The organism is Streptomyces sp. NPDC008139 (genome assembly GCF_042957025.1).
In the GTDB taxonomy this organism is placed as follows: Bacteria; Actinomycetota; Actinomycetes; order Streptomycetales; family Streptomycetaceae; genus Actinacidiphila.
Genome location: NZ_JBIBHM010000013.1, coordinates 16,372 through 37,604 on the forward strand (window position 1 = coordinate 16,372; position 21,233 = coordinate 37,604).

The window sequence follows — 21,233 nt, forward strand, 5'->3', positions numbered from 1 at the left end:
AGCACCCGCACGGCATGGGGGTCCCCCCGCCGAAGGTAGGGGGAGGGCGGGAAAAAACGGGTGCCGCCCCGGAGAGGGGGCGGGTTCAGTGGCCGGCCGCCAGGGGGAGGGCGGAGGAGAGGCGGGCGAGGGCAGCGTCATCGCGGGGAAGGGGCGGGTGGAGAGCCCCGGCCGCGGTACCCCAGCGGAGCGCGATGGCGGAGGGAGACTCCTTGGTGAGGAGAGCCGCGGCCTGCGCGGCGGCGCCCAGTGCGACCAGCTCCGCGGCACGCGGCACCTGAACGGCCCGCCCCGAAAGGCGGCGGACGGTGTCGAGCCAGGCCGCGCCGCGGGCGCCCCCGCCGATGAGGAGAAGGGGCTGGTCGGAGGGGGCGGAGTCCACGGCGAGCACCTGGTCGAGGGCGGCGAGAAGCGCGAAGACGGCCCCGTCGTAGGCGGCCTGGAGCACCTGTCCGGCGGACGTGTCGTGGCGCAGGCCGGTCAGCAGCCCCGAGGCGTACGGCAGGTTGGGAGTGCGCTCACCGTCGAGGAAGGGGAGGAAGGCGACGGAGCCGCCGGGCTCCACCTCCTCCCGGTCGAGCCGCAGGAGCGCGGCCACCTTGTCGACGGCCAGCGTGCAGTTGAGGGTGCAGGCCAGCGGCAGCCAGCCCCCGTCGGCGGCGGCGAACCCCGCCACGGTCCCGGACGCGTCGGTGGGCCGCCGCCGCGAAACGGCGTAGACCGTACCGGAGGTACCGAGGCTGAGGACGGCGCGTCCGGGTTCGAGGCCGAGGCCCAGCGCGGCGGCGGCGTTGTCGCCGGTGCCGGAGGCGACGAGGGTGCCGGGCCGCAGGGGCAGGCCGGCGGAGACGGTGCCCGCCTCCTCGCCGGGCCCGAGGACGGTCGGGAGCAGCGCGGGGTCGAGCCCGATCTCGGCGAGCAGCCCGTCGTCGTAGGTCTCGGTGCCCGAGGCCCACCAGCCGGTGCCGGAGACGTCGCCGCGGTCGGTGACGGCCGCGCCGCCGAGCCGCTCGGTGAGGAAGTCGTGGGGGAGGCGTACGGCCGCGGCGGCTGCCGCGACCTCGGGCTCGTGCTCGGTGAGCCATGCCCACTTGGCGGCGGTGAAGCTGGCCGCGGGGACGGAGCCGAAGCGTTCGGCCCACCACTGCGCGCCGTGCCGTTCGACGAGCGCGGCGGCCTGCGGCGCGGACCGTACGTCGTTCCAGAGCAGCGCGGGCCGCAGCGGGCGCCCGGCGGCGTCGAGGACGACCAGCCCGTGCTGCTGGCCGCCGACCGATATCGCCTCGGCGCGCGCCGCGTACTCCCCGGTCTGCCCGATCGCGTCGCGCAGCGCCGTCCACCACACCTCGGGGTCGGTCTCGCGTCCGGCCCCCGAGCTGACCGTGTGCGGCGCCTGCCCCCCGGCCAGCACGGCGCCGCTGTCCACGTCGACGGCCAGCACTTTCGTGGACTGCGTGGAGCTGTCCACCCCGAGCACGACCCGTCCCGTCCCTGCTTTCGACCCCATGCGATTCCCGATCCCTTCGCGAGCGCCACTTCCCATCGCTGGCCTCGCATACTAATTTGTTTAACAGTCTGACGAATAGGAGCCAGTCGCAATGACTTCCGAGAGTCTTACCCCGGCCCCCGAGCACAAGTTCACCTTCGGCCTGTGGACCGTCGGCTGGCAGGGCCGCGACCCGTTCGGCGACGCCACCCGCGCCCCGCTGGACCCGGTCGAGTCCGTCAACCGGCTCTCCGAGCTGGGCGCGTACGGCGTCACCTTCCACGACGACGACCTGATCCCGTTCGGCTCGACAGACGCGGAGCGCGACGCGCTGGTCAAGCGGTTCCGGCAGGCGCTGGACACCACCGGGATGACCACCCCGATGCTGACCACGAACCTCTTCACGCACCCCGTCTTCAAGGACGGCGCCTTCACCGCCAACGACCGCGACGTCCGCCGCTTCGCCCTCCGCAAGACCCTCCGCAACATCGACCTCGCCGCCGAACTGGGCGCGGAGACGTATGTGGCGTGGGGCGGCCGGGAGGGCGCGGAGTCCGGCGGCGCCAAGGACGTACGGCTGGCGCTCGACCGGATGAAGGAGGCGTTCGACCTGCTCGGCGAGTACGTCACCGAGCAGGGCTACAACCTGCGGTTCGCGGTCGAGCCGAAGCCGAACGAGCCGCGCGGCGACATCCTGCTGCCGACCGTCGGCCACGCGCTGGCCTTCATCAACTCGCTGGAGCGCCCCGACATCGTCGGCGTCAACCCCGAGGTCGGCCACGAGCAGATGGCCGGGCTCAACTTCCCGCACGGCATCGCCCAGGCGCTGTGGCACGGCAAGCTCTTCCACATCGACCTCAACGGCCAGACCGGCATCAAGTACGACCAGGACCTCCGCTTCGGCGCGGGCGACCTGCGCTCCGCCTTCTGGCTGGTCGACCTGCTGGAGACCGCCGGATACCAGGGGCCGCGGCACTTCGACTTCAAGCCGCCGCGTACCGAGGACTACGACGGGGTGTGGGCGTCGGCCGCGGGCTGCATGCGCAACTACCTGATCCTCAAGGAGCGCGCCGCCGCCTTCCGTGCCGACCCCGAGGTGCAGGCCGCGCTGCGGGCCTCGCGCCTGGACGAGCTGGCCCTGCCGACGCTCGGCGCGGAGGACACGCTGGGCGGACGGCTGGCCGGACTGCTCGCCGACCGCGGCGCGTACGAGGACTTCGACGTCAAGGCGGCTGCCGAGCGGGGCATGGCCTTCGAAGCGCTCGACCAGCTCGCCATGGACCACCTGCTGGGTGTCCGCTGACCGCCGGCAGGCGGCCCGCCCCGCGGTGAATCCCGCGGGGTGCGGGTCGCACCCCGCGTCAGACTTCCCGAGCGAACTGTCACGGGCCTGTGCAGGGCCCGTGGGAGAGCTATTCAAGGAACCCCTGACCCGGGCTTTAGCCCCGGCTCATCGCGGCACCCTCGTCACCCACGACTCGGGCATCGCCAAGAGGGCGCCGCGGCTGGCGACGATCGGAAAGGGGACGCTGACGCTGCGCGAGCGCACGGCCGCCTGAGCCGGGAGCGCGGCGGGCCCCACGCGTCCGGGCCCCCGCGAAAGACCGCCGAAACCCTGCGAGTACCTGCGAAGACCTGCGAAGCACCTGCGAAAGCCCTACGAAAGGCCCCCGCCGCCTCCCCTCCGCCGGTCGATCCGTCCGGCGGCGGAGAGGCGGCGCCGCGTTGTCGGTGCCCGGTGACACGCTGGACCGGAGACGGGCCGCACGCCCAGGAGCCGGGCCGTCCCGCCCGGGGACCGTGCCGCCCGACCCGCCGCGACCAGGGGAGACCGATGTCAGAGCCGACCGCACCACTGCGTACGACCTTCACCGCCGTCGTCCTCGACGCGCCCGACGCGACGGCGCTCGCCGACTTCTACCGGCGGCTGCTCGGCTGGGAGGTCACCGCGCGGGAGCCCGACTGGGTCAAGCTCAACCCGCCCGGCGGCGGCACGGGCCTGTCCTTCCAGACCGAGCCCCTCTACACCCCGCCGACCTGGCCCTCCGCCCCCGCCGCGCAGCAGATGATGCTGCATCTCGACTTCGAGGTCACCGACCTCTCGGCGGGCACCGCCACCGCCCTGGCCTGCGGCGCCGTCCTGGCCGCGTACCAGCCGGAGGACGACACGCGGATCTTTCTCGACCCGGCCGGTCACCCCTTCTGCCTCTGGGTGCGCACCGACGTCTGAGCCCCGCCGGGACCGGGGCCGCGGAGCCTCGGAACCCGGCCCCGTCCCGCTCCCGCCGACCCGCGCGGGAATCTCCCCGAGAAGGTCCCGGATTCGCGCGTGAGGTCTTCGGATCAGCGGTGTCTTAAGAATGTCAGGGCCCATGAGGCCGCCACACGCACCGTAGGGTCGGCGTATTCGTACGATCCACCGTCGTGCGATCCGCGCCAGTGGATCCGCGCGACCCGGCCGGTGTACTTGCGAACACCAGGAGACCCGGTATGACCACGACGAAGGCCGAAGCGCCGGTTTCGCCCCAGCGCACCAGCACGGACCGCGACGACGACGGCAGCAAGGGGCAGGGCCTGGACAAGCGGGCCGACGGCGCCTTCCGCGTGCCCGCCGAGCGCGGCCGTACGTCCATCGCCAATTCCGTCGTGGAGAAGATCGCGGGCATGGCGGCGCGCGAGGTGCTCGGCGTCCACGACTTCGGCGGCAGCCTCGCCCGCAGCATGGGCGCCATCCGCGACCGCGTCCCCGGTGGCCGCCCCAACGTGACCCGCGGCGTCAGGGTCGAGGTCGGCGAGCGGCAGACGGCCGTGGACCTGGAGCTGGTGGTCGAGTACGGCGTCGCCATCACCGATGTGTCCGCCGACGTACGGGAGAACGTGATCTCCGCCGTCGAGCGCATGACCGGCCTCGAGGTCGTCGAAGTCAACGTCTCGATCGTCGACGTGCACCTGCCCGACGAGGACGACGACACCCCCGCCGAGGGACGAGTGCAGTAGCCGTTCTCCGGGGGCGCCGGGGCTGTCCCACCCCGGCGCCCCCGCACGCCGCTGCCGCTCGCACGAACCCGGTGCCGTACGGCACACCCCCGTGGACCGCGATCCCCTGTTGGACGGACGACGTTGACCTGCTTGTACGTGCCTCTGCTCGCCGCCGAGGACCCGGCGCGGTGCCGTGTCCGGTGAGGCGTCCGACGGGGCGCCGTCGCATGTGCCCCCGCCCGAGCCGGAGTCCCCGGCGTCCGGGCGGGAGGAAGACCTGCTGGTCGCCCGCGCGAGCGAGGGCGACGACGAGGCGTTCGAGATCCTGGTACGGCGGCACAGCGGCGAACTGCTGCGCCTGGCACGCCGGTTGCTCGGCAACGACGCCGAGGCGGAGGACGCGGTGCAGGACGCGTATGTCAGCGCGTGGCGACGGCTGCCGGAGTTCCGCAGGAACGCGGCCTTCGGCACGTGGATGTACCGCATCGTGACCAACCGCTGCCTCAACGTCCTCAGGGGCCGCCGCCCCACCCAGCCGCTGGACTCGATCGTCGAACCCGCCGCGCCCGAGTACCAGTCCTCGCCCGTCCGCGCCGCGGAGTCCGCCGCGTCGGCCGAGGCGCTGCACCGCGCGCTGGCCGGGCTCACCCCCGAGCAGCGCGCGTGCTGGGTGCTGCGCGAATTCCACGGCCTGTCGTACGACGAGATCGCCGCCGCCGTGGGGATCGGCGGACCGGCCGTCCGGGGACGGATCTTCCGCGCCCGCCGCTATCTGACGGAGGCGATGGACACATGGCGCTAGACGACGAACTCCTGCCCTGCGACGCCTCGTTGGCCGATCTGTGGGAGGGCGGCGCGCCCGCCCCCGGCCATGAGGACTGCCCGCACTGCCGGGACTCGCTCGCCGAACTGGCCCAGCTCGACCAGGCGGTGCACCAGGCGCTGGCGGCACGCGACCTGCCCGCGCCCGATCTGGCCGCCCGCGTGATGGACCTGGTGCGGACCGAACTGCGGCCCGGCCGCCTCGTACCGCTCGGCGACCCCGCGGCCGACGACTGGATCACCGAGACCGCCGCCGCCCGGCTCTTCCGGCAGGCCGCGGACGCGGTTCCCGGTGTCGTGGCCGGGAGCTGCCGGATCACCGCGGCCCGCGAGCCCGCGCGCTACGTGCTGCCCGGCCTGCCGCTGCCGCGCGTGCCGCTGCGGGTCCGCCTGGAGGTGGCAGTCGGCCTCAGCCGTACCGTCCCCGAGGCCGCCGCGGCGGTCCGCGAACGCGTCATGAACGCGGCGCACGCCGTGATCGGCCTGGACGTCGCCGCGGTGGACGTGTCGGTGGTGGACGTCCTGGACGACGGGGCGGCGGCGCTTCCGGGCGACGCCCCTGCGACCGACCGGCTGCTCAACGACGACGCGACCTCTGGGGAGGGCTGACCCGATGAACCCGCTGACCCGCACACCGGAAGAGCGCGAGACCGCGACCGCGGCGGGCGCCGCCGCGGTCGACGTCCCCGGCGTCGCCTACCTCAGCCCGCGCCTGACCGACCGCCTGCGCTCCCGTACCGCCCCCGGTGTCACCGTGCGGTGGCGGACCGACCCCGCGCAGTGCGCGGTCACCGTCTCGCTGGCCGTACGCACCGGCTACCAGGCGGCCCGGGTCGCCCAGCACGTGCGGGAGGCGGTCGTCGAGGCGGTCTACGCGACGTATCCGCAGACGCTGACCACGCCGGTCACGGTGTCGGTGACGGTCACCGCGATCGTCTGAGACCGCCCGTTCCCACCGGGTACGTCCCCGCGCGTGATGTCCGTCCGCCGACGGTGTCCAAGGGTGCAGACCCTTCGAGATTCGAGAGAGGACACAGACCGCCATGGACGCCACGGCTCCCTTCACCTGTCCGACCGCGCTGGGCGACGACGGGACACTCACCCTCCGGCCGTGCGGTGACATCGACCTCGAAGCCCACGCGGCCCTGACCCGGGCCCAACTGGCGCTGCGCCCCGGCCTGCGGGGGGTCCACCTCGATTTCGACGCCGTCCCCTTCATGGACACGACGGCGCTGCGCTTCCTGAGCAGCCTGCACGCCCGCTGCACCGCCTTCGCGCTCCCGCTCCACATCACGGGCCTGCGCCCCCAGCACCGCCGCATGCTCTCCCTGTCCGACTACCGCCTCCCCACCTCCCCGACCTCCCCCACCACAACCGCCTGACCCTCCGGCGGCGCCCCGAATTCCGGCAACGGCGGGCGGTGGGAGGGGGGGTTGGAGGACAATCACGGCGCATGGCGATTGACTACCGTAAGTCCTCCCGGATCGACTACCGCAAGAGACCGAAGCCGGCCGCCGGCGCGGCGATCAGTCTGGAGAAGGTCGCCGACCGGGCTCCGGGGCTGGTGAGTCTGTACAAGACGGCGGCGGTGTCGCTGGCCAAGCACCGGGTGGGCGGGGAGCGGGCCGCGGTGTATCTGGTGCTCGACCGGTCGGGGAGCATGCGGCCGTACTACCGGGACGGGTCGGTGCAGCACCTCGCGGAGCGGACGCTCGCGCTCGCGGCGAATCTGGACGACGACGGGGTGGTGCCGGTCGTCTTCTTCTCGACGGAGATCGACGGGACCGCGGACATCGGCCTGGACGCGTACCGGGACCGGATTTCCCCGCTGCACGAGTCGATGGGGCACATGGGGCGCACCAACTACCACGTCGCCATGCAGGCGGTCATCGACCACTACACGGCCTGCGGGGCGAAGGACCCGGCCTTCGTCGTCTTCCAGACCGACGGGTCACCGTCGTCGAAGACCGCCGCGGAGCATGTGCTGTGCACGGCGGCCCGGCTGCCGATCTTCTGGCAGTTCGTCGGCTTCGGGCACGACGAATTCCGCTTCCTCCGCAAGCTGGACGACCTGCCGGTGCCCGCCCGCCGGGTCATCGACAACGCGGGTTTCTTCGCCGCGGGGCCCTCGCCCAAGGCCCTCTCGGACGCCGACCTCTACGACCGGTTGCTCAGCGAATTCCCGCAGTGGCTCACGGCCGCCCGCGCGGCGGGCATCGTCCCCACCGGCTGAGGCGGACGTCAGCGCGGGTCCGGGGCCGGGACCAGGCCGTCGGCGACGAGACCGGCGAGGATGGCTTCGCCGAGGGTCTGGACGGCGGACTGGGGGCGGACCATGACGGTGATCTCCTTGATCAGCCCGGCCGGGTCGAACTGGAGCATGTCGATGCCGTGGATCTCCTTGCCGTTGACGGTGGTGCGGAAGAGCAGGATCGCGGACGGGGTGTCGGTGCCGTCACCGGTGGTCTGGGCGGAGCCGTCGAACCGGCCGATGTAGCGGAAGTCCTCGAAGGTGCGCACCAGGACGTGGAAGAGGCCGACGACGAGCGGCTTGCCCTCGAACGGGGTGAACTTCACCGGGCTGTAGAGCCGGATGTCGTCGGTGAACAGGCGGCTGAGGGCCTCGACGTCGCCCGACTCGGCGGCGGCGCGGAAGGCGGAGGGGTCTGCTGAGGTCACGGCGTCCGTTGCGGTCACGGCATCTGCTCCTTCGGTCCTGGAGGGCTGCCCTTGGCGGACCCCCTACTCGTGCATCTGATTAGTCACTTTCTTGAGTATCATGTCGAGCGTACAACGGACCGGGCGGACGGGAGGAGGCCGGGCGATGGCTTTGCGCCACGCGGTGCTCGCGGCACTGCTGGACGAGGAGCTGAGCGGCTACCAGCTGGCCAAGGCGTTCAACGTCGGCGTGGCCAACTTCTGGCACGCGCTGCCCCAGCAGCTCTACGCGGAACTGACCAGGCTGGAGAGCGACGGCCTGGTCACCGGCCGGGAGGTCGTCCAGGACACGCGGCCGAACAAGCGCCTCTTCCAGGTGACCGACGCCGGCCTCGCCGAACTGGAACGCTTCGCGGCGGCGCCCGCGAAACCGTCCTTCATCCGTGATGAACTCCTTGTGAAGGTTCAGACCGCCGACCGCCTCGGCACCGAGGCCGTCATCGCCCAGCTCATGGAGCGCGCCGCCTTCGCGGCGGCGAAGGCCGAGCTGTTCACGACCCTGCTCGGCAAGCTCCGCGGCGACCGGGACGAGGAGGACTTCCTGCGCCACGGCACCCGCATCGGCCCGTATCTGACGTGCCTGCGCGGCCTCGCCTTCGAGCGGGGAAACGTCGAGTGGTGCGAGCGCAGCGCGGCCGTGCTGCGCGCGAGGCTGTCGGCGCGGGCCTGACGGCGGCACTACGCTCGGGGCCATGAGCGACAAGCACATCGGGCACCAGGACATCGGCCACCAGCACTTCGAGACCCTCGCGATCCACGCCGGCCAGGCGGCGGACGCGCAGACCGGGGCCGTGGTGACGCCGATTTACCAGGTGTCGACGTACAAGCAGGACGGTGTCGGCGGCCTGCGCGGCGGCTACGAGTACAGCCGGTCGGCCAACCCGACCAGGACCGCCCTCGAAGAGAACCTGGCGGCGCTGGAGGGCGGCAGCCGCGGCCTCGCCTTCGCCTCGGGGCTCGCGGCCGAGGACTGCCTGCTGCGTACGATGCTCGCGCCGGGCGACCACGTGGTGATCCCGAACGACGCGTACGGCGGCACCTTCCGGCTCTTCGCGAAGGTCGTGGAGCGCTGGGGCGTGCGCTGGTCGGTGGCCGACACCTCCGACGTCCAGGCGGTACGGGACGCGCTCCGGCCGGAGACCAAGCTGATCTGGGTCGAGACGCCCTCGAACCCGCTGCTCGGCATCACCGACATCGCGGCGGTCGCCGGGGTCGCCCGGCAGGCCGGGGTGCGGCTGGTGGTCGACAACACCTTCGCGAGCCCTTACCTCCAGCAGCCGTTGGCGCTCGGCGCGGACGTCGTCGTGCACTCCACGACCAAGTACATGGGCGGGCACTCCGACGTGGTCGGCGGCGCGCTGGTCACCTCGGACGCGGGCCTGGGCGAGGAGTTGGCGTACCACCAGAACGCGATGGGCGCGGTCGCCGGGCCGTTCGACGCGTGGCTGGTGATGCGCGGCGTCAAGACGCTCGCGGTACGGATGGACCGGCACAGCGCCAACGCGACGCGGGTGGCCGGCATGCTGGCCGCGCACCCGAAGGTGGCGCAGGTGTACTACCCGGGTCTGCCGGAGCACGCGGGGCACGAGGTGGCCGCCAAGCAGATGAAGGCGTTCGGCGGCATGGTGTCCTTCCGCGTCGTGGGCGGCGAGGACGCGGCGGTCGCCGTCTGCAACCGCGCGGAGCTCTTCACGCTCGGCGAATCCCTCGGCGGCGTCGAGTCGTTGATCGAGCACCCGGGCCGTATGACGCACGCCTCGGTGGCCGGTTCCGCGCTGGAGGTGCCCGCCGATCTGGTACGCCTGTCGGTCGGCATCGAGGCCGCGGACGACCTGCTGGCCGACCTGGCGCAAGCCCTCGGCTGAGGTCGTGACGCGGTCCTGAGAACGTGAACTCCCGGGCCCGTACGGTCGCGCGCGCCGCGTACCGTACGGGCCCGACGCCTTTCACACGAAAGGCGTCAGCCCGTCGCCGACCACCAACTGCCGTCCGTCGGCGTCGTAGGGGCCGAGTGGTCGGGCCAGGCCACCGCGGCCAGTACGAGACCGGCCACGACGGCCGCGAACAGCACCAGCCACAGGGCGAGTCGGACGACCCGGCGACGGCGTACGATCCGGCGCCCGCGGGCGGCGGCGCGGGCGGTGAGGTCGAGCGGGACCACCGGGTGCGGGGTGTCCAGCAGGCGGCGCACCTCGTCGTCGCGGCGGTTGGGCAGGCGGCTCATGGCGCCACCGCGCTGGACTCGGCCAACTCCGGTGCCTCGGAAGCCGGTTCGGTCTCCCTGGGGGCTCTGCGGGCCCGCGCCGCGGCGGCGGCCACGGCCCTTGCCGCCGCGTCGGCCGCGGGATCGTCCCCTTCGGGCCTGCTGCGCAGCGTGGCCGTCCCGCGGGCGCAGATGGCGCGCACCCGCTCGACGGGCAGGCCCAGTTGGGCCGCGGTCTGCTCCTCCGCGACGCCCTCGAAGTGCCGCATCACGACGATCAGCCGCTCCTGGCCGCTGAGCCGGTCCAGGGTGCCGCCGCGGGGCCGCCGCCACCACGGGCGGTAGGCGAACCGCCGTACCAGCTCGCTCCTGGCCCGTTCGTACGGGTCCTCCGCGCGCATCGTGAGCCAGTTGGCGTAGACGTGCGCGAGCGTCGCGGTCAGGAGGCGGTCGGCGGCCTCCGGGTCGCCCGCCAGCAGTGTGGCGGCGTGCAGCAGACGGCCCGCCGCTCCCGCGGTGAACGCCGCGAATTCGGCGTCCCGTCGGTTTTCCGCTGCCGCCCGGCGCTTCCCCACGCGGCCATGGGACGGCAACCGGGTGTTCCGGGTCAAGCCCCTTGCGTGTCTCCCCGCGACCCCGTCGCGCCGCCGGTCCCATCGGTCCCACCGGCCTCGTCGGACTCCGGCTCTTCGCGCTGTCCCGCCCCGGTGTGCCAGTCGGCGAGCGAGGTGTTGAAGCGGGCCAGCAGCTCGGTGAAGATCTCCCGCTCCTGCGGGGTCCACTCGTCGGTGACCTCGGCCATCAGCCGGCGGCGGGAGTCGCGTACCGCGTCGAGCCGGGACCGGCCGCGCGGCGAGAGGGCGAGGACGACGGCGCGGCCGTCCTCCGGGTGCGAGGTGCGCTTGACCAGGCCGGTGTCGACGAGCGGGGCGACCTGACGGGTGACCGTGGAGGAGTCGATGCCCATGGCCTCGGCGAGTGCCTTGACGCCCATCGGGCCTTCGCGGTCGAGCCGGTTGAGCAGCAGGTAGGCGGCGCGGTCCATGGAGTTGCGGGCCTTGCCGACTCCGCCGAGCCGCGTCTGTTCCGCGCGACGGGCGAAAAGTGCGACCTGGTGCTGGAGGCGCTCAAGGAGTTCGGTCGAGGTCTCCGTGGGGTTGGACATGACCTTGAAGCTCGCGTTCTGTCGGTCCTGTGAAGGGGAACGGGAAGGCGGGAAGTTGTGGAGAAGAGTACGCGGCGCGGAAGGCCCCGTGACCCTTCACCGGCAATACGCGGCCCGCCACGGCCCCGGCCCTGACACGTATTCCGGCCGCCGGTGACACCCTTGGCCCCCGGCGGTGGCGGTCCGCCGGAGCTGGGAGACTGGGCCCATGGACAGTTCGGTGCCCGCAGCGTCCCCTTCGATCACCCTCGATGACGTGCGAGGAGCGCACAAAATGCTCTCCGGGGTGGCCCGTATCACCGCGATGGAAGGCAGCCGCCATCTGTCGTCGCTGGTCGGAGCACCTGTGCACCTCAAATGCGAGAATCTTCAACGCACAGGTTCGTTCAAAATTCGCGGCGCGTACGTCCGCATCGCGGGGCTCGGCCCGGAGGAGCGCGCGGCCGGGGTGGTGGCGGCCAGCGCCGGGAACCACGCCCAGGGCGTGGCCCTCGCGGCCTCCCTGCTCGGTGTCCGCTCGACCGTCTTCATGCCCGTCGGCGCCCCGCTGCCCAAGGTGGCCGCGACCCGCGACTACGGCGCCGAGGTACGGCTGCACGGCGCGGTCGTCGACGAGACGCTGCGGGCGGCCATCGAGTACGCCGAGCAGACCGGGGCGGTCTTCATCCACCCCTTCGACCACCCGGACATCATCGCCGGGCAGGGCACGGTGGGCCTGGAGATCCTTGAGCAGTGCCCCGAGGTCGGCACCATCGTGGTCGGCATCGGCGGCGGCGGTCTCGCCGCCGGTCTCGCGGTCGCCGTCAAGGCGCTGCGGCCCGATGTGAAGATCGTCGGCGTGCAGGCCGCGGGCGCCGCCGCGTATCCGCCCTCGCTCGCCGTCGGCCGCCCGGTGGCGCTCGGCACGGTCGCCACGATGGCCGACGGAATCATGGTCGGCCGTCCCGGCGACATTCCGTTCGCCCTGGTCAGGGACCTGGTGGACGAGGTCGTGACGGTGACGGAGGACCAGCTCTCCTCCGCGCTGCTGCTCTGCCTGGAACGGGCGAAGCTGGTCGTGGAACCGGCCGGGGCCAGTCCGGTCGCGGCGCTGCTGGCCGCGCCCGAGGCGCTGCGGGGGCCCGTCGTCGCGGTGCTGTCCGGCGGCAATGTCGACCCGCTGCTGATGCAGCGCATCCTGCGGCACGGCATGTCGGCCGCCGGCCGTTACCTGTCCCTGCGGCTGCGTCTCACCGACCGGCCCGGCGCGCTCGCCACGCTCCTGGGGGTGTTGTCAGTGGTCGACGCTAACGTCCTCGATGTCAGCCATGTGCGCACCGACCCGCGGCTCGGCCTCACCGAGGCCGAGGTCGAGGTGCACCTGGAAACCAAGGGACCTGAGCACTGTGTCGCCGTGGGCGAGGCGCTGGAGAACGCGGGTTACACCGTCATCCGGTGACCGCCCGGCGGGCGCACGCTCGCCGTCGTACGACCCGCCGCCGCGGGGGATTCGCTCGCCGAGCCCCGCGGCGGCGCGCCGTTTACCAGGTTCCGCGGCGGACGCGAAATTGGCTTGACGCGATATATCGCGTCTGTCATCCTCGCGTTCTATCGCGGTCCGCCGCGCGGTCCGCCGCGCGGTCCGCCGCGCGGTCCGCCGCGCGGTCCGCCGCGCGGTCCGCCGCGCGCTGAGCGATGAGTTTCGGCCGTTCGGGCGGTCGAAGTCATGAAGCCGCACACCGCACCAGTCGTGAGAGCTGCACACCGCACCAACGGACGGAGTGACAAAATGCCGGGCGCCATCTATGCAGAGGGTCTTGTGAAGACCTTCGGCGATGTCAAGGCACTGGGGGGAGTGGACCTCGACGTGCCGGAGGGCACGGTCCTCGGGCTGCTCGGGCCGAACGGCGCGGGAAAGACCACCGCTGTCCGGGTCCTGACCACACTCCTGCAACCCGACAGCGGCAGAGCCGTCGTCGCGGGCATCGACGTACTGAAGCACCCCAACGAGGTCCGCAGGCACATCGGCCTGTCGGGACAGTTCGCCGCGGTCGACGAGTATCTGACCGGCCGGGAGAACATCCAAATGGTCGGCCAGCTCTACCAGATGAGCGCCAAGGCGGCCCGCGCGCGGGCCGACGAACTGCTGGAGCGCTTCAATCTGGCGGACGCCGCGAACCGGCCCTCCAAGACCTACTCCGGCGGTATGCGCCGCCGCCTCGACCTCGCCGCCGCGCTCGTCGTGAGCCCGCCGGTGATGTTCATGGACGAGCCGACCACCGGACTCGACCCGCGCAACCGCCAGCAGCTCTGGGAGGTCATCCAGGAACTGGTCGCGGGCGGCACCACCTTGCTGCTCACCACCCAGTATCTGGAAGAGGCCGATCACCTCGCGCACGACATCTGCGTGATCGACCACGGCAAGGTCATCGCGCGCGGCACCTCCGACCAGCTCAAGGCGCAGACCGGCGGCGAACGCGTCGAGGTCGTCGTGCACGAGCGGGACCGCATCTCCGACGCCGCCCGCGCGCTCGCCGGATTCGGCAAGGGCGACGCGAAGATCGAGGAACACCAGCGGAAGATCACCGTCCCGGTGACCGGCGGCGCCAAGCTGCTCGCCGAGGTGATCCGCGACCTGGACGCGCAGGGCATCGAGATCGACGACATCGGCCTGCGCCGACCCACCCTGGACGACGTGTTCATCTCCCTGACCGGCCACGCGGCCGAGCAGGACAACGCCGCCGACGAGGAGACCGAGGACCCGGGCGCCCACCAGGCCGACGCGTCCCGCAAGGAGGCAGTCAAGTGAGCGCCACGACCGACATCGTGACCACCGCCGCACCCAAGGGCGCGGGCGGCGTCGTCCAGTCCGTCAGGGACTCGCTGGTCGTCGCCAAGCGCAATCTGATCCGGATGCTGCGCATCCCCGAGATGATCATCTTCGGGCTGATCCAGCCGATCATGTTCGTGGTGCTGTTCAGCTACGTCTTCGGCGGCTCGGTCGCCGTCGGCGGCTCCCTCAGCGCCTCCGACTACCGCAACTTCCTGATGGCGGGCATCTTCGCCCAGACGGTCACCTTCGCGACCGCCGGCGCGGGCGCGGGCATCGCCGACGACATGAACAAGGGCCTCATCGACCGCTTCCGGTCGCTGCCCATGGCGCGCGGCGCGGTGCTCACCGGCCGCACCCTTGCCGACCTCGTCCAGACGACGCTCACCGTCGTCGTCCTCGCGGTGGTCGGCGTGCTCGTCGGCTGGCGCATCCACAACGGCGTGCCGAAGATGATCGGCGCGTTCCTGCTGCTGCTCCTGCTGGGCTACGCCTTCTCCTGGATCGGCGCGCTGATCGGCCTGTCGGTCCGCACCCCGGAGGCGGCCACCTCGGGCGGCCTGATCTGGCTCTTCCCGGTGACGTTCGTGTCGAACGCCTTCGTGGACTCGTCCAACATGCCGGGCTGGCTCCAGGCGGTCGCCGACTGGAACCCGTTCAGCGCCACCGTGCAGGCGTGCCGCGTGCTCTTCGGCAACCCGGGCGTCTCGCAGTCCGGGGCCTGGCCGATGCAGCACCCGGTGTGGGCGTCGCTGATCTGGTCCGTGCTCATCATCGTGGTCTTCCGCACCCTCGCGGTCCGCAAGTACCGCTCGGCGACCGCTTAACGGCCGGTCACCGCGTAGGGCTCGACGATCACGCAGAGCTCGACGATCGCGTACCGCCCGGCGCCTTCGCGGAGAGCCGCGTCACATGTGCCGCCCGTGCCACGGGGACGGGCGGCACACCGCTGTCCGCTCAGCCCTGGTACGGCTTCACGTCGAGGACCTTCACCGACGCGCTCTTGCCGTTGGGCAGTTCGTACGTGGCGTCCTCGCCCGGCTTCTTGCCCGCCACACCGCGGCCGAGCGGCGACTGCGGCGAGTACGTGTCCAGGTCGCTGGAGACGCCCTCGCGGGAGCCCAGCAGGAAGGTCATGGTGTCGTCGGGGTCGCCGTCGAAGGCGATGGTCACCACCATGCCGGGCGCCACCACACCGTCGTCCGCCGGGGCCTCGCCCACCTTCGCCGACTCCAGGATCTGGTTGAGCTGGCGGATGCGCAGCTCCAGCTTGCCCTGGTCCTCACGCGCCGCGTGATAGCCGGCGTTCTCCTTGAGATCGCCTTCCTGGCGGGCTTCCTCGATCTTGGCGACGATCTCGGCGCGCGCCGGACCAGACAGATGCTCCAGCTCGGCCTTGAGCTGGTCATACGCCGCCTGGGTCAGCCAGGTGACGTTCTCGCTGGTCTGGGTCACAGGTGCTCCTCGTCGGTACTGGTCATGCCGTGTGCCTGTCCCGCGGACTCCCCGCGGGGCGGTGTGTGCCGTCGCGCCCGTGGGGCCGACGGCTCGTCCCACGGCCGGTGCCGGGGTGCGCCCCGATGAACAAGTCCATTGCCACCGGTCGCCGGGACGAAACCACGAGCCTAACAATTACTCGTCGGTCAAGGGGACGAGAAACGAACGCGGGTGCCGGGGTCCGGGGTCAGCCGCGCGGGGCGGTCTGGCAGCTGACCAGCTCACCGGTCTCACCGCGCGAGGTCGTCCGCACCGTGACGACGGTGTCGACCTGCCGGGCGTGCTGCGCGAGGCGGACGTCCTTGCGGCCCACCTCGTTGTGGTCGACGTCCACCGAGCGCAGAGTGCAGACGGCGACGGTCCCCGGGTCCTTGTGGACCTCCAGGTGGATCTCCACCGCCTGGTCCGACACGGCCTTGAAGGCGATGACCTGACCGCTGACCTTGGTGCCGGTGAGGGCGTGCCAGCCGTACCAGCCGACGCCGACGACCATCAGCGCGCCCAGCACGACGGCGGCGATCCGCAGCTTGCGGTCCGCCCGCGCGTCGGCGCCCGGACCGTACCTGCCGTCGGGCAGGGCGGGGCGGGCGCCCGGCTCACCGGGCCGCACGGCGGTCATAGGCTTTTCCTCCCGAGCGCGGGAACGGCGGAATTAATCGTCCCCTCACTCGGTCACTATAGGAGGCGCCCTCTCGGCCGACGGAGGGGGCTTAGAAGACGGGGGCTCGGCGCCGCTCGGACCCCGAAGACCTGAGGACCCAGCCTTGACTGAGCAGCTTCGACTGATGGCCGTTCACGCCCACCCCGACGACGAGTCGAGCAAGGGCGCGGCCACCATGGCCAAGTACGTGTCCGAGGGGGTGGACGTACTGGTGGCGACCTGCACCGGAGGCGAGCGTGGCTCGGTGCTCAACCCCAAACTCCAGGGCGACCCCTACATCGAGGAGAACATCCACGAGGTACGCGCCAAGGAGATGGACGAGGCGCGCCAGATCCTGGGCGTCCGCCAGTCCTGGCTCGGCTACGTCGACTCGGGACTGCCCGAGGGCGACCCGCTGCCGCCGCTGCCCGAGGGCTGCTTCGCCCTCCAGGACGTGGACGTGGCCGCGGGCACCCTGGTGAAGCTGATCCGCGAGTTCCGGCCGCACGTCATCACCACCTACGACGAGAACGGCGGCTATCCGCACCCGGACCACATCATGACGCACAAGATCTCGGCGGTGGCCTTCGACGCAGCGGGCGACCCCGAGCGCTACCCCGAGGCCGGGGAGCCGTGGACACCGCTGAAGCTCTACTACAACCAGGGCTTCAACAAGGAGCGCACCCTCGCGCTGCACGAGGCGCTGCTCGCGCGCGGCATGGAGTCCCCTTACGGCGAGTGGCTCAAGCGCTGGGAGGAGTTCGACCGCCCGGAGCGGCAGCTCACCACCCACGTGCCCTGCGCGGACTTCTTCGAGATCCGTGACAAGGCGCTGCTCGCGCACGCCACGCAGATCGACCCGGACGGCGGCTGGTTCCGTATCCCGATGGACCTCCAGCGGGAGGTCTGGCCGACCGAGGACTACGAGCTGGCGCAGTCCCGCGTGGACACCTCGATCCCTGAGGACGACCTCTTTGCGGGGATCGAGAGGGCCTAGGCGACAATGGGCGGGTGAACGCCTCCCACGGATTCAATACGCTGGTCCCGCTCGCCTCGAACGCCGCCGGCGAGCTGAACCAGGACAAGGTGACGCCGGGGCTCCTCGGTTTCGTGATCTTCGCCGCCATCGCCATCGGGCTGTGGCTGCTGATGAAGAACATGGGCAAGCAGATGAAGAAGATCGATTTCACCGAGGAGCCTGCGGCCCGCCAGCCGGATGAGCCTGCGGCCCGCCGGCCGGATGAGGTCCCCGCGGCCTCTTCCGCCGCTGCCTCCGCCACCCCGGAGCCGCCACGCCCCTGACGGGGGCGGCCCCCGTACGTCCACCTTGCCCAGGTGGGTACGCCCCAGGGGCGCGGGGAACTGCGCGAGCAACCCGCCACCGGCCGGTGGTCCGGAGACAACCGATCTGCCCCGCCGGGGCGGGTGGTGACCTGCGGGAGCGTCGTGGCTGGCCGCGCAGTTCCCCGCGCCCCTGACGGGGCACGTCTTGCGCACGGGTGAACGCACAGAGGCCGCGTCCCTGACGGGGCGCGTCTTGCGCACGGGCGGGGTCAGACGGGGACGGCCATGACCATGCGGGCGGAGCGGCCGGGGGTCATGCCGAGGCGCCAGGTGTCCCAGGGGCCGCCGGGGGCGACGGTGCCGCGCTCCAGGAGGAGGGCGTACGCCTCGACGTACTCCTCAAGGTCCGGGTCCCGCCCCGGATAGGCGTCGGCGAGGAGCGCGGCGAGGGCTGAGCGGGCCAGGGGCAGGCCGTCCTCGGAGAGCAGCGGCTGGACGGTGGCGCGCAGGAAGACGGCCCAGTCGTGTCCGCGCCGGTCGCCGAGCCCCCGGAAGAGCTCGACGGCCTCGTCGAGGAGGGCGAGGGCCTCGGGCAGCCGCCCGTTCCCGGCGTCGATGACGGACAGCTCGACGCACGACCACGCCTCGCCGTGCTCGACGCCGATCCGGCGGAAGTCCTGGCGGGCGTCCTGGAGGAGCTGCCGGGCGAAGCCGCTGTTGCGCAGGTTGCCGGTACGGGCCGCCCGCTGGTCGCGGGTGACCCGCGCGGAGTGGTGCCGGGCGCAGGCCAGCCCGTAGACGTCCCGCATGCGGGAGAACATCGTGCGGGCGCGTTCCAGGGTGCGCAGCGCCGAGTCGGTGTCGCCGGACTCCTCCAGCGCGTGCCCGAGGTAGTACAGCGTCCACGCCTCGCCGCGCGCGTCCTCGCAGGCGCGGTGCCGCTGCACCGCCTCGTCCAGGTCCTGGGCGGCCTGCTGGGCCTCGCCGCGCAGCAGCAGGGCCCGGGCGAGCTGCGTCGCGGTCCACGCGCCGCCGCGCGGGTCGCGGGCCAGCGCGTACGACTGTCCGGCGGCGCGCAGTTCGGCCTCGCCGAGGTCGAGCCGGCCGAGCCGCAGATACACCTGGCCGAGCTGGAGGTGCGCCCACGCCTCGCCCTGCACGCTCTCGTTCTCGCGGTGCAGCGCCAGCGACTCGCGCAGCAGCTCCAGCGCCGTGCCGACCTGGCCCATGTCGCGCAGCACGGCGGCCAGCGCGTGCAGCGTCCAGGCCCGGTCCTCGTCCAGCTCGGGGGCGGACTGGATCTCCAGCGCCTCGCGCAGCCTGCGCTCGGCCTCCTTGAGGTTGCCCTGGTGGTGCAGGGTGATGCCGAGGCTGTCCAGCGCGCGGGCCGCGCCCGACGGGTGCTGCGCCTCGAAGTACAGGTCGACCACCGATGTCAGCGTCGACCGCGCCTTGTCCAGCTCGCCGAGCTGCCGGGCCGCGATGCCGGTACGCCACTGCACCGACCGCACCAGCACCGAGCGGTCCTCGTCGGGGCCCGACTTCTGCTGCCTGGCGGCCTGTTGGGCCTGCGCCATCTCGCTGATCTCACCGAGCCGGTAGAGGTCGCCGCGCAGCAGGCAGTAGTCGCACAGCGCGCCGAGCAGCGCCTGTACGGCGGCCCGGTCGACGCCCTCGGTGTCGCGCAGCGCGGCGGTGATGAAGCTGGACTCCTCGTCCAGCCAGCGCAGCGCCAGCTCCAGTGAGGCGAAGCCGTGCTGGCCGAAGCGCCCGGCGCGGGTGGAGGTCTTGCCCTCGACCAGCCGGATGACGGTGTTCGCGAGGTCCGCGTACGAGCGGATCAGCCGCTCGTGGGCGGCGCCGCGCTCCACCGGGTCCTCCTCGTCCAGCAGCCGTTCGCCCGCGAAGGCGCGGACGAGGTCGTGCGGGCGGTAGCGGCTGCCGCGGACGTTCTCGATCAGCCCCGCGGCGGCGAGTTCGTCGAGCCTGCGGGCGGCCTCGCGTTCGTCGGTGGCCATCAGGGCCGCCGCGGCGGCGGCGCCGAAGCTGGCGCGGCCGGCCAGCGCGAGGCGGCGCAGCAGGCGGCGGTTGGGCTCCGGCTGGTCGTGGTAGCGCAGGGCGAGGACGCGGTCGACCGGGTCGCGCGGGCCGAACACCTCCAGGTCTGCGGCGAGTTCGGTCGCGCCGTGGTGGTCGGGGAGCGCGGCTCCGGCGATCCGCAGGGCTATCGGCAGGCCCGCGCACAGGTCGCGCAGCCGCTCGGCCTCCTCCCGCAGCGGGGCGGCGCCGCCGCCCGCCGCAGCCAGTTCGCCCAGCAGTTCCAAGGTGTCGTCCGCGTCGAGCGCGCCGACGTCCAGACTGTGCACGAAGGCGCCGGGCAGGGCCAGTTCCTCCGGGTCGAACGGCGCGCGGCTGGTGACCAGTACCAGGCTCTCGGACCGCTCGGGGACCAGCGTCCTGATCTGCGCCGCGTCGGTGGCGTCGTCCAGCACGATCACCACGGGCACGTCCCTGAGGTGCTGCTGGTACTGCTCGCTGAGCCGTCGCAGGTGCTGTTCCTGATTCTGCCGCTCGCGGAAGAGGAGCTGGTCGCGGGGCGCGCCGAGCCGGTTGAGCAGGTGCAGCAGCGCCTCCCTGGTGGGCAGCGGCGTCCTGCCGTCGCTCGCGCCGCGCAGGTCCACCACGCACGCGCCCCGGAACTGGTCTCTCAACTGCCGTGCGGTACGCACCGCCAGCGTCGTACGGCCGCTGCCCGCCGGGCCGTGCAGGACGACCACGGTGGGCCGTACCGCCGTGGACACCCGGGCCTGGTGCACCCACTGGGCGATCCGCGCGACATGGGCGCGACGCCCGGCGAACGGGCCTTCCGCGTCCGGGAGATGGCCGAACGACTGCTCCAGTACGGCGCGTGTGCGGGCCGCCGCGCTGCGGTCGTTGCCCGAACGGCGTGGTGGGGAGGGCTGGTTGGGTACCTTGGCGGACTGCTTGCGCGGCGGCGCGGGGACGACCGCGCGCTGCGCCTCGATGAACGGCCGTACGCCGCGGCGGTCGAGCGCGGCCAGCCAGAGCAGCCGAAGTTGTTCTGGGCCGCCCGGTAAGCCCTGGTCGGCGCCCGCGCGCCGCGCCTTTCCCTGCTTGCCCGCTCCGGTCAGCGTCACCGCTCCCGCCGCGCCGACCGCGAGGCCGGTCACCAGCGCGGGTCCCGCCGCGAGGCCGTAGCCGAGGTCGACTCCGAAGGCCACCGCGGCCGTTACGCCCGCGACCAGGCCCTGCACTCCGGCGGTGGCGCGCCCCGAGCGCTCCTGCGGTCCGGCCGCCTGACCGGCCTCCAACGCCCTGACGTACGCCCCGTACTCCTCGTCCGCCGCGGCCGCGATCTCCTCCAGCCGCTCCAACCCCCGCGCCAGCAGCGCCTTTCCGTCCACGCCCTGCCCCTGCTGGGCCACCGCCCGCTCCAGCAGGCGCACCACCTCGGCCCGATGCGGGGCGCGCAGCGCGGTCCGTGACTCCGGCACATGTCCTCCCGCGTACGGCTTCGACAACTTCGACGTGCGGACAACCCATGAGTGGGTTTGGTGCCCACCCAGCGCCCGCGTCAAGCCCCCGCGGCCCTGTGGATCCCACAGCGCC

At 72.5% G+C, this 21,233-nt stretch carries 23 protein-coding genes and 1 pseudogene; 16 read left to right on the top strand and 8 right to left on the bottom strand.

Annotated features, from left to right (window positions below; translation table 11 throughout):
- Positions 1–85: 85 nt before the first annotated feature.
- Complete coding sequence (gene xylB, locus ACFZBB_RS26275) at positions 86–1,507, bottom strand: xylulokinase (RefSeq protein WP_391127036.1); 1,422 nt, start codon at positions 1,505–1,507, stop codon at positions 86–88.
- A 91-nt stretch (positions 1,508–1,598) separates the two neighbouring features.
- Between xylB and xylA the strand changes: the two genes are divergently transcribed.
- The 9 genes and pseudogenes from xylA to ACFZBB_RS26320 all read left to right on the top strand — a co-directional run bounded on the left by xylA (position 1,599) and on the right by ACFZBB_RS26320 (position 7,520).
- A complete protein-coding gene (gene xylA / locus ACFZBB_RS26280) occupies positions 1,599–2,789 on the top strand; it encodes a xylose isomerase (RefSeq protein WP_391127039.1) in 1,191 nt (396 codons plus the stop codon).
- A gap of 160 nt (positions 2,790–2,949) precedes the next feature.
- Positions 2,950–3,045: pseudogene (locus ACFZBB_RS26285) on the top strand (ABC transporter ATP-binding protein); the annotation flags it as partial.
- Between the two features lie 275 nt (positions 3,046–3,320).
- Positions 3,321–3,716: a VOC family protein gene (locus ACFZBB_RS26290; protein ID WP_391127042.1), complete on the top strand. Its 396-nt coding sequence runs from the start codon at positions 3,321–3,323 to the stop codon at positions 3,714–3,716.
- 260 nt (positions 3,717–3,976) lie between these two features.
- A complete protein-coding gene (locus tag ACFZBB_RS26295) occupies positions 3,977–4,483 on the top strand; it encodes an Asp23/Gls24 family envelope stress response protein (RefSeq protein ID WP_391127044.1) in 507 nt (168 codons plus the stop codon).
- Positions 4,484–4,694: 211 nt separating this feature from the next.
- A complete protein-coding gene (locus tag ACFZBB_RS26300) occupies positions 4,695–5,267 on the top strand; it encodes a sigma-70 family RNA polymerase sigma factor (RefSeq protein WP_391127503.1) in 573 nt (190 codons plus the stop codon).
- Positions 5,258–5,896 carry an Asp23/Gls24 family envelope stress response protein gene (locus ACFZBB_RS26305; RefSeq protein WP_391127046.1) on the top strand — a complete coding sequence of 213 codons (639 nt, stop codon included), beginning with the start codon at positions 5,258–5,260 and terminating at the stop codon, positions 5,894–5,896. Before ACFZBB_RS26300 ends, ACFZBB_RS26305 begins: the two co-directional genes overlap by 10 nt.
- 4 nt (positions 5,897–5,900) lie before the next feature.
- Positions 5,901–6,227, top strand: coding sequence for an Asp23/Gls24 family envelope stress response protein (locus tag ACFZBB_RS26310; RefSeq protein ID WP_391127049.1), 327 nt, complete (start codon positions 5,901–5,903; stop codon positions 6,225–6,227).
- Between the two features lie 103 nt (positions 6,228–6,330).
- A complete protein-coding gene (locus ACFZBB_RS26315) occupies positions 6,331–6,669 on the top strand; it encodes an STAS domain-containing protein (protein WP_391127051.1) in 339 nt (112 codons plus the stop codon).
- Between the two features lie 71 nt (positions 6,670–6,740).
- A complete protein-coding gene (locus tag ACFZBB_RS26320) occupies positions 6,741–7,520 on the top strand; it encodes a VWA domain-containing protein (protein ID WP_391127054.1) in 780 nt (259 codons plus the stop codon).
- A gap of 8 nt (positions 7,521–7,528) precedes the next feature.
- Here ACFZBB_RS26320 and ACFZBB_RS26325 read toward each other — a convergent pair whose 3' ends face one another.
- Positions 7,529–7,966 (bottom strand): nuclear transport factor 2 family protein, encoded by a 438-nt coding sequence (locus ACFZBB_RS26325; protein ID WP_391127505.1) that lies wholly within the window; start codon positions 7,964–7,966, stop codon positions 7,529–7,531.
- A gap of 145 nt (positions 7,967–8,111) precedes the next feature.
- Here ACFZBB_RS26325 and ACFZBB_RS26330 point away from each other — a divergent pair, with 145 nt between their 5' ends.
- Positions 8,112–8,675 (top strand): helix-turn-helix transcriptional regulator, encoded by a 564-nt coding sequence (locus tag ACFZBB_RS26330; RefSeq protein WP_391127057.1) that lies wholly within the window; start codon positions 8,112–8,114, stop codon positions 8,673–8,675.
- 22 nt (positions 8,676–8,697) lie between these two features.
- Positions 8,698–9,870: a cystathionine gamma-synthase gene (locus ACFZBB_RS26335; protein WP_391127060.1), complete on the top strand. Its 1,173-nt coding sequence runs from the start codon at positions 8,698–8,700 to the stop codon at positions 9,868–9,870.
- Between the two features lie 95 nt (positions 9,871–9,965).
- Here the strand turns inward: ACFZBB_RS26335 and ACFZBB_RS26340 are convergent, their stop codons facing one another.
- Genes ACFZBB_RS26340 through ACFZBB_RS26350 form a run of 3 tightly spaced genes read right to left on the bottom strand, consistent with a single transcriptional unit; the run spans position 9,966 to position 11,373 of the window.
- Entirely contained in the window at positions 9,966–10,229 is a 264-nt protein-coding gene (locus ACFZBB_RS26340) for a hypothetical protein (protein WP_391049106.1), read from the bottom strand.
- Positions 10,226–10,783: a sigma factor-like helix-turn-helix DNA-binding protein gene (locus tag ACFZBB_RS26345; protein ID WP_391127063.1), complete on the bottom strand. Its 558-nt coding sequence runs from the start codon at positions 10,781–10,783 to the stop codon at positions 10,226–10,228. The genes ACFZBB_RS26340 and ACFZBB_RS26345 overlap by 4 nt, the downstream gene beginning before the upstream one ends.
- A 32-nt stretch (positions 10,784–10,815) precedes the next feature.
- Entirely contained in the window at positions 10,816–11,373 is a 558-nt protein-coding gene (locus ACFZBB_RS26350) for a MarR family transcriptional regulator (RefSeq protein WP_391127066.1), read from the bottom strand.
- A 208-nt stretch (positions 11,374–11,581) separates the two neighbouring features.
- On the opposite strand from ACFZBB_RS26350, the gene ilvA reads away from it, so the two are divergent.
- The 3 genes from ilvA to ACFZBB_RS26365 all read left to right on the top strand — a co-directional run bounded on the left by ilvA (position 11,582) and on the right by ACFZBB_RS26365 (position 15,009).
- Positions 11,582–12,811, top strand: a complete 1,230-nt coding sequence (gene ilvA / locus ACFZBB_RS26355) for a threonine ammonia-lyase (RefSeq protein WP_355350136.1) — start codon at positions 11,582–11,584, stop codon at positions 12,809–12,811.
- A 330-nt stretch (positions 12,812–13,141) separates the two neighbouring features.
- A complete protein-coding gene (locus ACFZBB_RS26360; protein ID WP_391127069.1) occupies positions 13,142–14,161 on the top strand; it encodes an ATP-binding cassette domain-containing protein in 1,020 nt (339 codons plus the stop codon).
- The gene (locus ACFZBB_RS26365) at positions 14,158–15,009 is read left to right on the top strand and encodes an ABC transporter permease (RefSeq protein WP_355350130.1); all 852 of its coding nucleotides are present in this window, start codon (positions 14,158–14,160) and stop codon (positions 15,007–15,009) included. The genes ACFZBB_RS26360 and ACFZBB_RS26365 overlap by 4 nt, the downstream gene beginning before the upstream one ends.
- Before the next feature lie 130 nt (positions 15,010–15,139).
- Here ACFZBB_RS26365 and greA read toward each other — a convergent pair whose 3' ends face one another.
- Both greA and ACFZBB_RS26375 read right to left on the bottom strand, forming a co-directional pair.
- The gene (greA, locus tag ACFZBB_RS26370; protein WP_188280881.1) at positions 15,140–15,637 is read right to left on the bottom strand and encodes a transcription elongation factor GreA; all 498 of its coding nucleotides are present in this window, start codon (positions 15,635–15,637) and stop codon (positions 15,140–15,142) included.
- Positions 15,638–15,866: 229 nt separating this feature from the next.
- Positions 15,867–16,298, bottom strand: coding sequence for a DUF4307 domain-containing protein (locus ACFZBB_RS26375; RefSeq protein WP_355350127.1), 432 nt, complete (start codon positions 16,296–16,298; stop codon positions 15,867–15,869).
- A gap of 145 nt (positions 16,299–16,443) precedes the next feature.
- Between ACFZBB_RS26375 and mca the strand changes: the two genes are divergently transcribed.
- Together mca and ACFZBB_RS26385 are read left to right on the top strand one after the other, a co-directional pair.
- Complete coding sequence (mca, locus tag ACFZBB_RS26380) at positions 16,444–17,316, top strand: mycothiol conjugate amidase Mca (RefSeq protein ID WP_391127072.1); 873 nt, start codon at positions 16,444–16,446, stop codon at positions 17,314–17,316.
- A gap of 14 nt (positions 17,317–17,330) precedes the next feature.
- Entirely contained in the window at positions 17,331–17,621 is a 291-nt protein-coding gene (locus ACFZBB_RS26385; protein ID WP_391127075.1) for a hypothetical protein, read from the top strand.
- A 251-nt stretch (positions 17,622–17,872) separates the two neighbouring features.
- On the opposite strand, the gene ACFZBB_RS26390 is transcribed toward ACFZBB_RS26385, so the two are convergent.
- A complete protein-coding gene (locus ACFZBB_RS26390) occupies positions 17,873–21,118 on the bottom strand; it encodes a tetratricopeptide repeat protein (RefSeq protein WP_391127078.1) in 3,246 nt (1,081 codons plus the stop codon).
- Positions 21,119–21,233: the final 115 nt, after the last annotated feature.